The following is a 13,435-nucleotide window of genomic DNA, read 5'->3' on the forward strand; positions in this document are numbered from 1 at the left end:
GCGGGAATTTCGTACCTTTCCTTCAAAATCGGGAGTTATGGCAAGCAAAGTTCTACCTGCGCTGTTGCTATTGGGATTTTTAGTCATTGTGATGTTATCATTTCACCCCAGACCATTACAATCAGCCGCGCTGAAAATATTTCCCCCAAAAGTAAATCCTGGCGCTAACTATGATCTAAAACGTTACTGGATGGTTTTCCTGGAAAGGGGCGCCCATCGGACCAATGATACTGCGCTGGCAGCACAGCTTCAGGAAGGTCATCTCCAAAATATCCGCCAGCTGGCTAATGCCGGGAAGCTGTTGGTGGCAGGCCCTTTCGGCGATGATGGCGCATTAAGGGGTATTTTTATCATGGATTGCAAAGACAGTGCAGAAGTCGTTTCCCTGGTCAGCCAGGATCCGGCGGTAAAAGCAGGACAGCTGAGTTTCAGTATAAGACCATGGTGGACAGCTAAGAATTGCGTTTTTAAATAAAAAAAATTGGTATTCAGTTACCGTTATACACAACAACCAAATACCAATTTCTTTAAAAAAAATTTATACAGCAGCCACCATTTTGTTCAGGTAGCTGGCCATTTCCAGCTGGTATTGCCGGGCTACTTTCCTGGCATCATCTGCGAAATCTTCTCCGTTGCCGGCATAAATAATAGCGCGACTGGCATTCACCAGCAGGCCACAGTCTTTATTCATAGCTTGCAGGGAAATTTCCTCCAGGCTGCCGCCTTGCGCTCCTACACCTGGTACCAGGAAGAAGTTATCTGGCGCCAGTTTACGGATATATCCCAACTGGGAAGAGGACTGCGTAGCCCCTACCACAAACATCATGTTATCAGGAGTACCCCATTCCATGCAGGCTTTCAGTACTTTCTCAAATAAAAATCCGTCGCCAACAGGTTGCAGCTGGAAGTCCTGGCTGCCTTCATTGGAAGTTAATCCCAGTACAATCGCCCATTTTTCAGAAAACTGTAAAAACGGTTCTACACTGTCTCTTCCCATATAAGGCGCCACGGTCACAGCATCGAACTTGTAAGTTTCAAAAAATGTTTTGGCATACTGAGTGGAAGTATTACCAATATCTCCGCGCTTGGCATCTGCGATGGTAAATATACCGGAAGGGATATATTCTACCGTGCGTTGCAAACTTTCCCAGCCACGGATGCCCATACTTTCATAAAAGGCGGTATTGATCTTATAAGACACACAAAGATCCTTTGTGGCGTCAATAATCGCCTTGTTAAAGGCAAACACCGGATCTGCATGAGAAAGCAGGTGTTTTGGAATCTTTTGTATGTCTGTATCCAATCCTACACAGAGGTAAGACTGCTTTTCCTTAATCAGATTCACCAATTCCTGTCGATTCATAGTCGGTTAATTTGGGGCGCAAAGTTAAGTAAAACTTAAGCATTGACGCTGCTTTAAACATATTATGATTACCTATAATTGAAAAACAACTTTAAATATCCACTGTGGTAGCTGTGGTTTACCGACAATGCTGGACTTTTTTTTGAGGCAGATGAATTAAAGATATTTCTTTTTGTGATTATGATCATCAAGCGGAAAGATAAAATATTTTTAAATAGCAGAAAGCGCAAAGCAAAAGGCAGAAAGCTATTATAGCGAATGATCTTTGCGGATATTTAAATTGCATCGGTCATTCGCTATAATAGCTTTCTGCTTTTTGCTTTATGCTTTATGCTAAACTATAATATCCACAATCTTAGTAGGCGCTACATTCGCATTGCGCATCGCAATACTACGGGCTGCGGCGCCGGCAACATCCAGAAATGCTTTGCGGGTAACTTTCTCTTCACCAGCCATAGCAGGCACCCCAGCATCACCACCTTCGCGGATGCTTTGTACCAGCGGAATCTGGCCAAGGAATGGAATTTCCATTTCATCTGCCAGGTGTTTACCACCATCTTTACCGAAAATATAATATTTGTTTTCAGGTAGCTCGGCAGGTGTGAAATAGGCCATATTTTCCACTAAACCAATGATAGGCACATTGATTTGTTGTCCCTGGAACATGGCAATACCTTTCTTCGCATCAGCCAGGGCCACGTCCTGCGGCGTGGTAACGATCACTGCACCGGTCACAGGCACAGTTTGCACCAGCGTCAGGTGAATATCACCTGTTCCGGGAGGCATATCTATGATCAGGTAATCCAGTTCGTCCCAGAATACATCGGTAATGAATTGCTTCAATGCACTGCTGGCCATAGGCCCACGCCATACAACAGCTTGTCTTTCATCGATCAGCAAACCAATAGACATTACTTTAATGCCGTATTTCTCTATCGGCTGAATCATGCCCTTACCCTCTACATTTACCATCATTGGCCGCTCCCCACGCAAACCAAACATAATAGGTACGGATGGTCCGTAAATATCGGCATCCATCAGCCCCACTTTTGCGCCATCCCTGCCCAAAGCCAGGGCCAGGTTGGCTGCTACGGTAGATTTACCTACGCCACCTTTACCTGAAGCCACCACGATAATATTTTTCACCTTAGACAGGATACCCTGCCCCCCAGCTCTTTTGGTGTTTACATTGGCGGTCATGACAACTTCTACCTCCGCCTCCTTGCTTACCAGCATATGAATCGCATTCACACAGGCATTCCGGATCATATCTTTCAACGGACACGCCGGGGTCGTAAGAATGACCGTAAATTTCACTTTATTACCGTCAATCTCTATATCTTTTACCATGTTCAGCGTAACCAGATCCTTCCCCAGATCCGGCTCTTCTACGTTGCTCAAGGCCTTTAAAACCTGCTCTTTAGTGATCATAAATTGTTGTTAATTTTGAATCCAATATGCAAAGTTAACCCAATTGGGTTTTAATTTACAATTTCAATCTGGTGCAGCTGATCAACTGCATATAGACACGTAAACAAATTTTTATATCTTAGGACCGGCATGCATCAGAAAAGATCCTACATACTGTCACTTTTAGTTGTTTTCCTATTGTCTCCTTTCCTGCTGAAAGCGCAGATCGCGGAATTCAGAGACAGCGTTATACAGATTTCAGGTATTACCATGACTGCCGACAGCTTACGGGCCATTCCCGCTGTTAGTATTATGGTAAGAGGCCAGGGCAGAGGTACCATTTCCAACCGGAGCGGTATTTTTTCTATCGTGGTGTTTAAAGGAGATACCCTCTCTTTCAGCGCCGTGGGCTTTAAACATAAAAACTACCGGGTACCACCCGACATCAAAGGGAATAGCTTCTCCCTGATACAGCTGCTGGTAGAAGATACCACTTATCTGCCGGTGACCATCATCAAACCTTATCTTTCCAGGGAAGAATTTGAACGGGCCTTCGCCAATATGGACATTCCCGATGATGCCTACGAAGTAGCACGAAAAAATACCAGCAATGCCCGGTTAAGGGCCATGGCACGCTTCCTCCCAGTCGATGGCCGGGAAGGCGTGAACCAGTATTTCAACAAACAGGCACAGAATCTCTACTATGCCGGTCAGCCGCCGCCACAAAATATCTTTAACCCCCTTGCCTGGGCCCAGTTTATACAAGCCTGGAAACGTGGCGACTTTAAAAGAAAAGATGTGAGTTACGGAGATTAATACGTAACCCCAATTTTCTTTAAATTAGTGGCTTATTCATTTTTGACAAATCACTACACCATGCAAAAAATTGCGGTCATTGGCGCGGGTACCATGGGAAATGGTATTGCCCACGTATTTGCTCAACACGGCTACGCCGTAAACCTGATAGACGTTGCGGCCCCGGCACTGGAAAAAGCCCTGCAAACGATCACCAAAAACCTCGACAGGCAAGTTGCCAAGGGCACCATCCCCCCTGACATCAAAGACCAGACTATCAGCAATATTACCCTGCATACCGACCTCGCCGCCGGCGTAAAAGATGTATCGCTGGTAGTAGAGGCAGCAACAGAAAACATTGCCCTGAAGCTGAAAATATTCCAGGACCTCGATCAGCATGCACCTGCCGACGCTATCCTGGCCACCAACACGTCTTCTATCTCCATAACCAAAATTGCCGCAGTCACTAAACGTCCTGCCAAAGTAATAGGCATGCACTTCATGAATCCTGTACCGGTAATGAAACTGGTAGAGATCATCAATGGGTACGCTACCGATAAAGCCGTTACCAGCGCTATTGTGGCCTTATCCGAAAAACTGGATAAAGTGCCCTGTGTTGTAAACGACTACCCTGGCTTTATTGCCAACCGCATTCTCATGCCTATGATCAACGAAGCCATCTGTTCCCTCTTTGAAGGAGTAGCGGGTGTTGCAGAAATTGATACGGTGATGAAACTGGGCATGGCACATCCCATGGGGCCCTTACAGCTGGCCGATTTCATAGGACTCGATGTTTGCCTGTCTATTTTGCAGGTACTGCACGATGGTTTTGGCAATCCTAAATATGCCCCTTGTCCGCTGCTGGTAAACATGGTGACCGCAGGCTATCTCGGCGTAAAAAGCGGAGAAGGATTTTATAAATACACTGCCGGTAGTAAAGACCTGGTTGTAAGTGAACGATTTAATCAATAATAGCAACCGATATAAAAGTAAAGCCTCCCGGTACATTGGGAGGCTTTACTTTTATAATTAATTAAATTCAAACAAGTTGGCCTTGCGCCGCACCGTCGCATGATCCATACCATCCGACTGTAATAGTGCCGCCCAGTCATCTCCCAATAACTCCTGTAGCCTGTCCCGCAATATTTTTAGGTCCTCTGGCCCTCTTGTTTTTTCGCAAAGATGAACGGCCATTACAGCTGCATGTAAAAAAGTAGACTGCCGCCGCACGTCCAGCGCCAGGTAACTACCGCCCGTAAGCGCCAGCAGCAGGTTTTCAAATGCGATATTAAGTTGCCCCAGCTCATAATACAAATGCCCGCAAAGACGATGACCTTCCATGATGAGAAAGGCATCTGCACGGTTGGCCGCCTCGTATGCCAGCTCCTCATACAGGGCAATGGCTTGCTTTCGCTTCTTCCTGCCCACTAGTATAGCGGCTTTTATCATGACGCAGGATTTCCAGGTAGAATACCCCGCGGGATCATTCGCCTCCATCAACTGCTTCGACTGTGCAATAGCTTTGTCGGCATATGCGCTGCTCTTACGATGCTCCCGGATCATGAAATAAGCCTGCGCAGCAATCATTTGTCCCGCTACCGCATGTGCAGGGCCATTCATCTTCCTGCAAAGCCCTAATAATATCCCCACTTCACTATCCATTACACTGGTATCTGCCTGCGTGGTGCAGTCCATTACCTTGCGGATCTGTTTACGGAAACGGGCATCCACACTTACACTATCACTGTTGCCTCCTCCTTTATCCATTTCATTTTTAACAGCAGCGGGCATATCCAGCGAAGGCTGTAATATCCTCACCAACGCGGTGGGAATCTTCCGGCCAATCATCACCTTGGGGTTGGTCACTATATCGATCGTTACCAGGCGAATACCGGCAGGTACGCCTTTCTGCAGCACCTGGGTAAACCAATCTCCTGCATCCGGTTGATCCGGCCTTAGTGGAGGAAAATAAATACAGCAACCCACGTCTTCCAGGCCGATAATGCAGGATTTCAACCGCAGCAACTCCTGGCAGATACTTTGCAAAGTAGCTGGCAGGCGCAAGTCTGGCGCATAATCTGCTTTCAGTAACCGGTCTTTCTTTAATACCTGGTAAATATCATATTCCTCTTTAGGCGCCGGTTTAAACCACTCCAGGTATTCCTCCCAGAGTGCTTTTTCGTACGCGGTATGGTCTTCCTGGAAGGGCGTATCAAAGCGGAAAAATATCTCCCGGAAAACACCAATGGCGGTACGTTCTGTTTCCAGGAATTTGTCGATAATATCCACATCGGCATACTGTACCAGCCATATGGCAAGTTGCCACTGCTGCCCCCTTTCAGCTGCAGCCCATGTTTCCCGTACTTTATAAAATTCTTGTCCAATCGATGCGGTGGTACTCATATGTTGACAATAGCTAACATCAGGAATTAATTTTTACAAGACCGCCGGAAACCACCAGGTCGGCCGTGCTGCTTACAGAAAGATCGTTCTTGCCTACCAGGTTCACCGAATTCCCGGTTACATGCGCGCTGGTGGAACCCTGTGCCACCAGCTCTTTCGTGAGCATGGTCAGGGTGTTATCACCTTTCACCACCGCATCTTTTCCTTTCAGGGCCAGGCTTTCCGTGCCTTCGACATAAATAGTTTTGGTAGCTACAATCGTACCCTCTTCTGAAGCAGTAATAGAAAACTTCTTGGAAGAAATTTCAATTTCTTTGGAAGAAATATCAATCTTCGTCTTGGCGAAAATGGATATATTTTCCGTTCCATCCATAAATATGCGATTACCTCCGGGATCAGTAATGGTAACGCTACCATCAGCATCATTGAGCAGGACGGAAATACCACTGCGGGTGCGGATCGCCTTCATATCGTTGGCAGCTGTACCAAAGCCCGACTTCCCTTCTCCATTATAGGTGGTGCCCAATACATAGGGTAATTCGGGATTGCCACCTTCAAAATCCACCACTATTTCCTCTCCTTTTTCCGGCACCATGTACATGCCTTTACTGCCGCCGCCATGTGGCGATACTACCCTCATCCAGGGAGTAGTGCCTTGTTGCTGCCACTTAAAGCGTGCCTTCACCCGGCCCAGGTCTTTCGGATCGTGGTTATCGACTACTGTGGCGCTCTGAGCCTCACAATTGGGAATATTTTCAAGGTTTACCGGCGGCGCTGCTGCATCTGCCGGGATACCTTCAAATTCATTGTAGTAGTCGCCGTTGCCGGTAACATGATGGGTTAAGCCCCAGATCATAAATTTGCCATGGTCGTCTTTTGCATATACATTTTCCTGTATGGAAATATGATCACCTACCCGCAGCGAAGTTTGTTTGCTGCTACCCCTCAATTGCACCATGGAAGCCATGCGCCCCTTCTTCTGCCGGGTAACCAGGGTATCCAGTTCTGCCTTGGCATTGCTGGTAAATGCATGTGTCATTTTAAACAGGGAAGGATTGCTGTACAGCTTTTCGCTGAGCCCCTGTACATGCTGCGTATAGTCGTTTACTTTACCTGCCGGCTGCGCTGATGTAGTATTGTCTACCACTTTATTACTGCGGTAGTCATATCCGTTGAGATGCTGATTATTGGGCTCTACCTTCATCTCCAGGTCAAAGTTCATCAGGTCTACCAGGTGTACCAGGGAAATATCGCGGGGTTGATATTTTCCAAAAACTACCTGCTGCCCATTGTAGAAAAACCATTCCCCGTAGCGTTCCGACATACGATGTAAAAAATCGAACGACGTTTCTTTATACTGTACAATATATTTCAGGGAAGTGGTGGTATTGGGATCCACCAATGGACGCGCCAGGTAAGGACCACAGCTTTTCAGGGCTGTATTCACTATGCCGCCCAGGTCCTGGTTTTCGAACGATTGTATATGAGGATCGTTACTCAGCAGGATGGTGGGACTATAGCCACGGATAACGCAAAAACCATGCGTGCCATCGCTTTCCTTACCGGAGCTCACCGACATCACAATGCCGTTAAATACCAGCGGTTCATAATGTTGTAACGGTTCGTAAGGCTGGATGGTAATACTTACTTCTTTTCCCAGGAAAGCTTTGGTAGCAGATACAATACCGGGGCCGAGCTCCTGCAACCAGTCATACCCTATTTTCAGTTCGAAATGATGATGCCCCTGTAAGGGTTGTTCCAGGCGGAGCGAATGGAATTGCTTAAACTGTTTGCCAGCGATAGATACGGTGGTAATGGTATGTAACATATACAAAGGGGACTTTTAATAAAAATATGGTTTCATGCCTTAAAATCGGGTAGAAGGACATTGCGTTTTCAGCAATTTCTTCTTTTAAAACAACGTCAATAAAACGGGCTATTTAGTGACCAGTTAACAAAACTAAATTTAAGGAAATTATATTAAGGCGATATCAATTTTACACAAACGCAGAAAAAACTTTTCGGGGCTGGATGATCCTGCGAAGTACGGATTCCTATCTTCCTGTTGCAACATAGATATGTAAACAGGATCATCCATATCGGTTTATACTTTCACTTTCTTCACTACCAATCCGTAAATATCGTTCAGACGTAGCAAGCACAGCTCTTCCGTTGATTTAGGGACGCCTATTTCCATCTCGCAAAATAATTGCAGTTCCTGGGAAATTACTGTGCAGTTATGTTGTTTTACCACCATCATTACATCATTCATGATAGTATAGTCGAAGCTGAGATGATACTTTGCTTCAATATTTTTCTGGATAACGGGGATCAGTTGTAATACGAGCGCAGCGCTCATCTTATAGGCATTTATTAAACCGGGCACCCCCAACAGACTGCCGCCAAAATACCGCACTACTACGATCAGCACATCGGTAATCTGTTTGCTGTCGATCTGCCCGAGAATGGGTTTTCCGGCCGATCCTGACGGTTCTCCGTCATCGGCGGCCCTGAACTGTAATCCTCCGGTGCCCAGGCGATAGGCATAGCAATGGTGGGTGGCTTTGGGGTGTTCTTTCTTCACTTCCGCCAGGCATTCTTTCACGGCGTCTGTTGTTTTAACAGGGAAGGCATATGCCAGAAATTTGCTGCCCCTGTCTTTGAATTCTGCTACTGCTGTTTTATCTATTGTAAAATAAACCTCCATCAATAAAATTTAATACTTCTAAAATCTACACATGATGATAAAAATCAATGCGATCGCCGGCCAGGGGCAGGGTATGTTGCCGCACCCCGCGGATAAGCACCGGTGCTGTCAGCCCTTCCGGCAGGCTATGTGCCCCGGTAATAATACGGGCTTCATCCCATAAATCAGCATCAATAAACTGTTGCAAGATATAGGGTCCCCCTTCCACCAGGATGCTTTGCAGCTGCCGCTGGTGCAACTGTTGCAGCAGCTGGGGTAGCAGTGACTCCCGGAAATCCACCTGCATGGTTTCTGTAAGGCCATGTGTATCAGCCGCAGCGGCGGTAATAAAGATCGTTGGAATGCTCCCATCCCAGAGGTGGTGAGTGCGCGGCACTTTCAGCTCACGGTCAATTACCAGCCGTACCGGGTCTTTGCCCGTCCACAACCGGTTATTCAACCGGGGATTGTCTATCATCGCAGTGCGGGTGCCTACCAGTATGCCCATTTCTTCGCTGCGCCATTTATGCACCAGGCGATTGCTGTACTGATTGGATATCTTCACTGGTGCGCCATCGGCACCGGCTACCAGGCCATTGCTGGTTTGTGCCCATTTCAGTACAATATAGGGGCGTTGTTGCTCATGGAAAGTGAAAAAGCGCCGGTTTATAGCACGGCAGGCCTTTTCCAGCACCCCCGTTTTTACGGTAATGCCTGCTTTTTTCAATTTCTCAATACCTTTTCCTGCTACCGCCGAAAAGGAGTCTACACAACCGATTACTACGTTTGGAATGCCCTGCGATACGATCAGGTCGGCGCAGGGAGGCGTTTTACCATGATGCGCACAGGGTTCCAGGCTCACATACATGGTAGCCCGCGAAATCAGTGACTGATCGGCTTCCGCAACACTGTGCACACAATTCACTTCCGCATGTGCCTGTCCATACTGCTGATGGTATCCTTCACCTATAATGCGGCCCTGGTGCACCAGCACCGCGCCTACCATCGGGTTAGGCGCTACCCTGCCGGCTCCCATAGCGGCCAGTTCCAGGCAGCGCTGCATAAAAAATTCATCTAATGTGCTATCCATAATCCCAGGGTGATATAATAACTTTGCAAAAGTATCGTTTTTAGCCAATGGAAAATGCTACTCTCCCCGGTTTGCATTTTTCCGGGTGTATTCCTTAAACTATTCATATTGACTATACAAACTGCCTTTACCTATATCACAGGTGCCATCAGTGAATTATACGACGAGCGGGAAGCCGCCAGTATAGCGCATATCATCATGGAGCATCTAACGGGTATGAGCAAACTGGATCGTATTGTTCACAAAACAAAAATGCTCTCCCCCGATCAGAAGCAACGGCTGAAAACGGCAATAGAAGCCTTGCAACGGCAGGAACCCGTACAATACATTACCGGTACTGGCTGGTTTTATGGCATGGAGCTCCTGGTTAATAAAAATGTGCTGATTCCCCGGCCTGAAACAGAAGAACTGGTAGAATGGATAGTACAGGACGCCGCACACCGGCACCGGCTTCATTTGCTGGATGTAGGCACAGGCAGCGGTTGTATTCCCCTGGCCCTGAAAAAATCGTTACCCGATGCGCAGGTATCCGCCGTGGACGTGAGTGAAGGCGCCCTGGAAGTAGCCCGCAACAATGCTTCCCGGCTCCGCCTGGAGGTGAATTTCTTATTGATGGATGCGCTGAATCCTGCACAGGTAAACACATTGCCGTCATTCGACCTGATTGTGAGCAATCCCCCTTATATTACACAAAGTGAACAACAGTCCATGCAGGAGCAGGTTTGGGGCTATGAGCCCTCTATCGCGCTCTTTGTTCCCGATGGCGATGCGCTCTTGTTTTACCGTCATATTTCCATGATGGCCAAACAAAAGCTGCTTCCCGGTGGCGCACTCTACTTCGAAATCAACGAAGCACTGGGCAAAGAAGTAGTGGCATTAATGGAAGAACTTGGATTTAAAGAGGTAACGCTGAAACAGGATATGTTTGGGAAAGACCGCATGGTAAAAGGAAAAATATAACCAGGCAGAAAGCTGAAAGCACAAAGCATAAAGCTATTGAAGCGAGTGATCAAAGCGGGTTAATATCCCCTAAGATCACTCGCTTCAATAGCTTTATGCCTTGTGCGATATGCTTTCAGCTCTTATTTATGCGCTGTTGCCAACACTACCTTAGCGCCCATTTCCCGGGCCACTTCCATCACATTCACCACATCTTCCACTGGTACTGATTTCTCTGCATTGATCACAATAGTAGGCTCTATTTTTTCATTGGCGATAGAAGGCGCCAATGCCTGTTTAAGGTGATCGAACGGTACTTTATTGGTACCCACAAAAAACTCACGTTTGTCGTTGATGCTCACCACCACGGTTTGTTTGGCCTTGGTATTGCTCTTGGCTTTGGGCAACAGCAGTTTGATAACATTCGGATTGGCCAGTGTGGAAACAATCAGGAAAAACAACAACAGAATGAACAGGATATCGTTCAGTGCAGAGTTGTGCATTTCCACATGCCGCTTATTTCGCCTGCGTAAATTCATGAGTGATTGTTTTAGCGGGTTGGTTCCTGCAAAATGTCGATGAATTCAGCAGAAGCGCCCTCCATCTTGTTTACGACCTTGTCTATCTGCGCATTCAGGTAGCTATAACCGATAAAGGCCACGATACCGATAATCAGACCAGACGCAGAGGTGATCATCTTTACATAGATACCACCGGCAATAGTACCCAGGGTGATATCAGACGTAATAGAAATGTTGAAGAAAGTTTGGATCATACCGGCAATGGTACCCAGGAATCCGAACATGGGCGCAATACCTGCAATAATAGACAGGATGACCAGGTTCTTTTCCATGCCGTAAATTTCCAGTTTACCCACATTCTCCATAGATTTCTCAATATTCTCGATCGGCTTACCAATACGCTGAATCCCTTTCTCAATCATCCTGGCAATAGGCCCTGCAGTGTTTTTAGCCAGTGATCTGGCAGATTGCATATTACCGGAGGTAATCTGATCGCGGATCATCGGCATAAAGTTATCAGGCAGCTTACCGGCTTTACTGATGGTAATAGCCCTTTCCACAAATACATATACCGCCACCAGGGAAAGTATCCCCAATGGGATCATCAGCACACCACCCTTCATCAGCATATCTATCAGGTGTATCTGCGGTGTAGCAGCCGGAGCAACGCCAATGCCCTGCGCCACAGTATCTGCTTTCGGTTGTAATAAAGAATCCTGTAATAATGTAATTAAACCTAACAACATGAACTATATTTTAACGGGTGCATAAGTAGATCACTATATAAACGGTTAAAGTAGTAAAATATTTGCGAAAGTTCTTCGCAATATTTTACGCCTTCTCCTCCCAAAGCTGTGCCAGATAAACAATTGTCTGTACCGCCTTCTTCATATCCTGGATACTTACATACTCCTGCTTACTGTGAAGCGCCATTTCACCTGTAAAAATATTAGGACAAGGCAAGCCCATAAAAGACAGGCGGGAACCATCGGTACCACCACGGATACTCATTCTCAGTGGCTGCACATCCGCGCGGCGCATAGCTTCCGCGGCATAAGCCGTTACCTCGGGATGATGTACCAGTACTTCCTTCATATTGCGATACTGCTCCGTTACTTTCAACGTAGCCCGGGCGCCCGGATGCTTCGCCAATACCTTATCCATCACGCGACGCAGGTATGTTTCATGTGCTTCCAGTTGCGCCGTTTCAAAATCCCGGATAATAAAATCTATCTCTGTCTTTTCTACCGTACCCTGTATACGAACCGGGTGAATAAAGCCTTCCCGGTCTTCCGTGGTTTCAGGAGAAAGGCTGTCTTTCGGCAATGCATCTACGATCTCACCGGCTATTTTAATCGCGCTGACCAGCTTATCCTTTGCTGCGCCGGGGTGCGCGCTGATACCATGTACGGTTATTTTGGCCCCATCGGCGGAAAAGTTTTCATCTTCCAGGGAACCCAGCTCGCCGCCATCCATGGTATAACCAAAGCTGGCGCCCAGTTTCTTCATATCTGCTTTCTCTACCCCACGGCCTACTTCCTCATCGGGCGTAAACAGGATGCGGATAGCACCGTGCTTTACTTCGGGATGGGTAACCAGGAAATGGGCAGCATCCATGATCTCAGCTACACCGGCTTTATCATCGGCGCCCAGCAGCGTAGTACCGCTGGCGGTAATGATATCATCGCCCTTTTTGCTGGCCAGGTAAGGATGCTCTTTGGCGCTGATCACCACATTTTCATCATCGGGCAGTACAATGTCTCCTCCATCATATTGCCGGTGCACAATGGGTTTTACTCCTGTGCCACTACTATCAGAAGAAGTGTCGACATGTGAACAGAAACAAATCACCGGTACCTGTTTATCTGTGTTGGCAGGAATAGTAGCGTATACATAACCATGCTCGTCTAATTCGGCATCTGTAATGCCCATTTCCAGCAATTCCTTTACCAGCAGGCGGGAAAGATCCTTTTGTTTTTCCGTGGTAGGAAAAGTGGAACTCAGTGGATCTGATTGCGTATCTATTTGCGCATAACGCATGAAGCGTGTATCGACTGTATATGAGTAATTTGTAAACATATTGCAAACGTAACGAAAATCACCTTCACACCTCCACCGTAGATTATTCTGTTTTACCACCGCTCACAATATTCATTTCAGTAATTTATTCTAAATAAACATCAAATTTTAATACAAAAAACTGAATTTTAGCCAACTATTCGAACAAA

Annotated in this window: 13 protein-coding genes; 4 read left to right on the forward strand and 9 right to left on the reverse strand. The window is 46.8% G+C overall.

The features are described from left to right. Positions 1 to 37: 37 nt before the first annotated feature. The gene (locus tag HGH91_RS23605) at positions 38 to 475 is read left to right on the forward strand and encodes a YciI family protein (RefSeq protein ID WP_168741258.1); all 438 of its coding nucleotides are present in this window, start codon (positions 38 to 40) and stop codon (positions 473 to 475) included. 63 nt (positions 476 to 538) lie between these two features. Here HGH91_RS23605 and pyrF read toward each other — a convergent pair whose 3' ends face one another. Both pyrF and HGH91_RS23615 read right to left on the reverse strand, forming a co-directional pair. Further along, a complete protein-coding gene (gene pyrF, locus HGH91_RS23610) occupies positions 539 to 1,363 on the reverse strand; it encodes an orotidine-5'-phosphate decarboxylase (RefSeq protein ID WP_168741260.1) in 825 nt (274 codons plus the stop codon). A 333-nt stretch (positions 1,364 to 1,696) separates the two neighbouring features. Beyond that, positions 1,697 to 2,794: an Mrp/NBP35 family ATP-binding protein gene (locus HGH91_RS23615; protein WP_168741262.1), complete on the reverse strand. Its 1,098-nt coding sequence runs from the start codon at positions 2,792 to 2,794 to the stop codon at positions 1,697 to 1,699. Positions 2,795 to 2,923: 129 nt separating this feature from the next. On the opposite strand from HGH91_RS23615, the gene HGH91_RS23620 reads away from it, so the two are divergent. Then, on the forward strand, positions 2,924 to 3,589 hold the full coding sequence (locus tag HGH91_RS23620) for a carboxypeptidase-like regulatory domain-containing protein (protein WP_168741264.1): 666 nt from the start codon (positions 2,924 to 2,926) through the stop codon (positions 3,587 to 3,589). Between the two features lie 60 nt (positions 3,590 to 3,649). Next, entirely contained in the window at positions 3,650 to 4,540 is an 891-nt protein-coding gene (locus HGH91_RS23625; protein ID WP_168741265.1) for a 3-hydroxyacyl-CoA dehydrogenase family protein, read from the forward strand. Between the two features lie 57 nt (positions 4,541 to 4,597). Here the strand turns inward: HGH91_RS23625 and HGH91_RS23630 are convergent, their stop codons facing one another. From HGH91_RS23630 to ribD, 4 genes are all read right to left on the reverse strand, one after another. Beyond that, the gene (locus tag HGH91_RS23630; RefSeq protein WP_168741267.1) at positions 4,598 to 5,971 is read right to left on the reverse strand and encodes a hypothetical protein; all 1,374 of its coding nucleotides are present in this window, start codon (positions 5,969 to 5,971) and stop codon (positions 4,598 to 4,600) included. Positions 5,972 to 5,990: 19 nt separating this feature from the next. Beyond that, complete coding sequence (locus HGH91_RS23635; protein WP_168741269.1) at positions 5,991 to 7,799, reverse strand: type VI secretion system Vgr family protein; 1,809 nt, start codon at positions 7,797 to 7,799, stop codon at positions 5,991 to 5,993. 276 nt (positions 7,800 to 8,075) lie between these two features. Next, positions 8,076 to 8,678: an IMPACT family protein gene (locus HGH91_RS23640; RefSeq protein WP_168741271.1), complete on the reverse strand. Its 603-nt coding sequence runs from the start codon at positions 8,676 to 8,678 to the stop codon at positions 8,076 to 8,078. Positions 8,679 to 8,703: 25 nt separating this feature from the next. After that, the gene (gene ribD / locus HGH91_RS23645; protein ID WP_168741273.1) at positions 8,704 to 9,747 is read right to left on the reverse strand and encodes a bifunctional diaminohydroxyphosphoribosylaminopyrimidine deaminase/5-amino-6-(5-phosphoribosylamino)uracil reductase RibD; all 1,044 of its coding nucleotides are present in this window, start codon (positions 9,745 to 9,747) and stop codon (positions 8,704 to 8,706) included. A gap of 108 nt (positions 9,748 to 9,855) precedes the next feature. On the opposite strand from ribD, the gene prmC reads away from it, so the two are divergent. Beyond that, a complete protein-coding gene (prmC, locus tag HGH91_RS23650; RefSeq protein ID WP_168741275.1) occupies positions 9,856 to 10,707 on the forward strand; it encodes a peptide chain release factor N(5)-glutamine methyltransferase in 852 nt (283 codons plus the stop codon). 122 nt (positions 10,708 to 10,829) lie between these two features. On the opposite strand, the gene HGH91_RS23655 is transcribed toward prmC, so the two are convergent. The 3 genes from HGH91_RS23655 to pepT form a co-directional block, all read right to left on the reverse strand. Beyond that, a complete protein-coding gene (locus HGH91_RS23655; RefSeq protein WP_145671851.1) occupies positions 10,830 to 11,225 on the reverse strand; it encodes an ExbD/TolR family protein in 396 nt (131 codons plus the stop codon). Positions 11,226 to 11,236: 11 nt separating this feature from the next. Then, positions 11,237 to 11,953: a MotA/TolQ/ExbB proton channel family protein gene (locus HGH91_RS23660; RefSeq protein ID WP_145671852.1), complete on the reverse strand. Its 717-nt coding sequence runs from the start codon at positions 11,951 to 11,953 to the stop codon at positions 11,237 to 11,239. An 85-nt stretch (positions 11,954 to 12,038) separates the two neighbouring features. Next, positions 12,039 to 13,286, reverse strand: coding sequence for a peptidase T (gene pepT, locus HGH91_RS23665; protein WP_168741277.1), 1,248 nt, complete (start codon positions 13,284 to 13,286; stop codon positions 12,039 to 12,041). Between the last annotated feature and the right edge of the window lie 149 nt (positions 13,287 to 13,435).

The organism is Chitinophaga eiseniae (genome assembly GCF_012641265.1).
GTDB classification, from domain to species: domain Bacteria; phylum Bacteroidota; class Bacteroidia; order Chitinophagales; family Chitinophagaceae; genus Chitinophaga; species Chitinophaga eiseniae_A.

Coding starts and splice junctions, on each gene's coding strand:
- pepT (WP_168741277.1), bottom strand. CDS start 13,286: ATGTTTACAAATTACTCATATACAGTCGATACACGCTTCATGCGTTAT.
- HGH91_RS23660 (WP_145671852.1), bottom strand. CDS start 11,953: ATGTTGTTAGGTTTAATTACATTATTACAGGATTCTTTATTACAACCG.
- HGH91_RS23640 (WP_168741271.1), bottom strand. CDS start 8,678: ATGGAGGTTTATTTTACAATAGATAAAACAGCAGTAGCAGAATTCAAA.
- HGH91_RS23625 (WP_168741265.1), top strand. CDS start 3,650: ATGCAAAAAATTGCGGTCATTGGCGCGGGTACCATGGGAAATGGTATT.
- HGH91_RS23630 (WP_168741267.1), bottom strand. CDS start 5,971: ATGAGTACCACCGCATCGATTGGACAAGAATTTTATAAAGTACGGGAA.
- pyrF (WP_168741260.1), bottom strand. CDS start 1,363: ATGAATCGACAGGAATTGGTGAATCTGATTAAGGAAAAGCAGTCTTAC.
- HGH91_RS23605 (WP_168741258.1), top strand. CDS start 38: ATGGCAAGCAAAGTTCTACCTGCGCTGTTGCTATTGGGATTTTTAGTC.
- ribD (WP_168741273.1), bottom strand. CDS start 9,747: ATGGATAGCACATTAGATGAATTTTTTATGCAGCGCTGCCTGGAACTG.
- HGH91_RS23620 (WP_168741264.1), top strand. CDS start 2,924: ATGCATCAGAAAAGATCCTACATACTGTCACTTTTAGTTGTTTTCCTA.
- HGH91_RS23615 (WP_168741262.1), bottom strand. CDS start 2,794: ATGATCACTAAAGAGCAGGTTTTAAAGGCCTTGAGCAACGTAGAAGAG.
- HGH91_RS23655 (WP_145671851.1), bottom strand. CDS start 11,225: ATGAATTTACGCAGGCGAAATAAGCGGCATGTGGAAATGCACAACTCT.
- HGH91_RS23635 (WP_168741269.1), bottom strand. CDS start 7,799: ATGTTACATACCATTACCACCGTATCTATCGCTGGCAAACAGTTTAAG.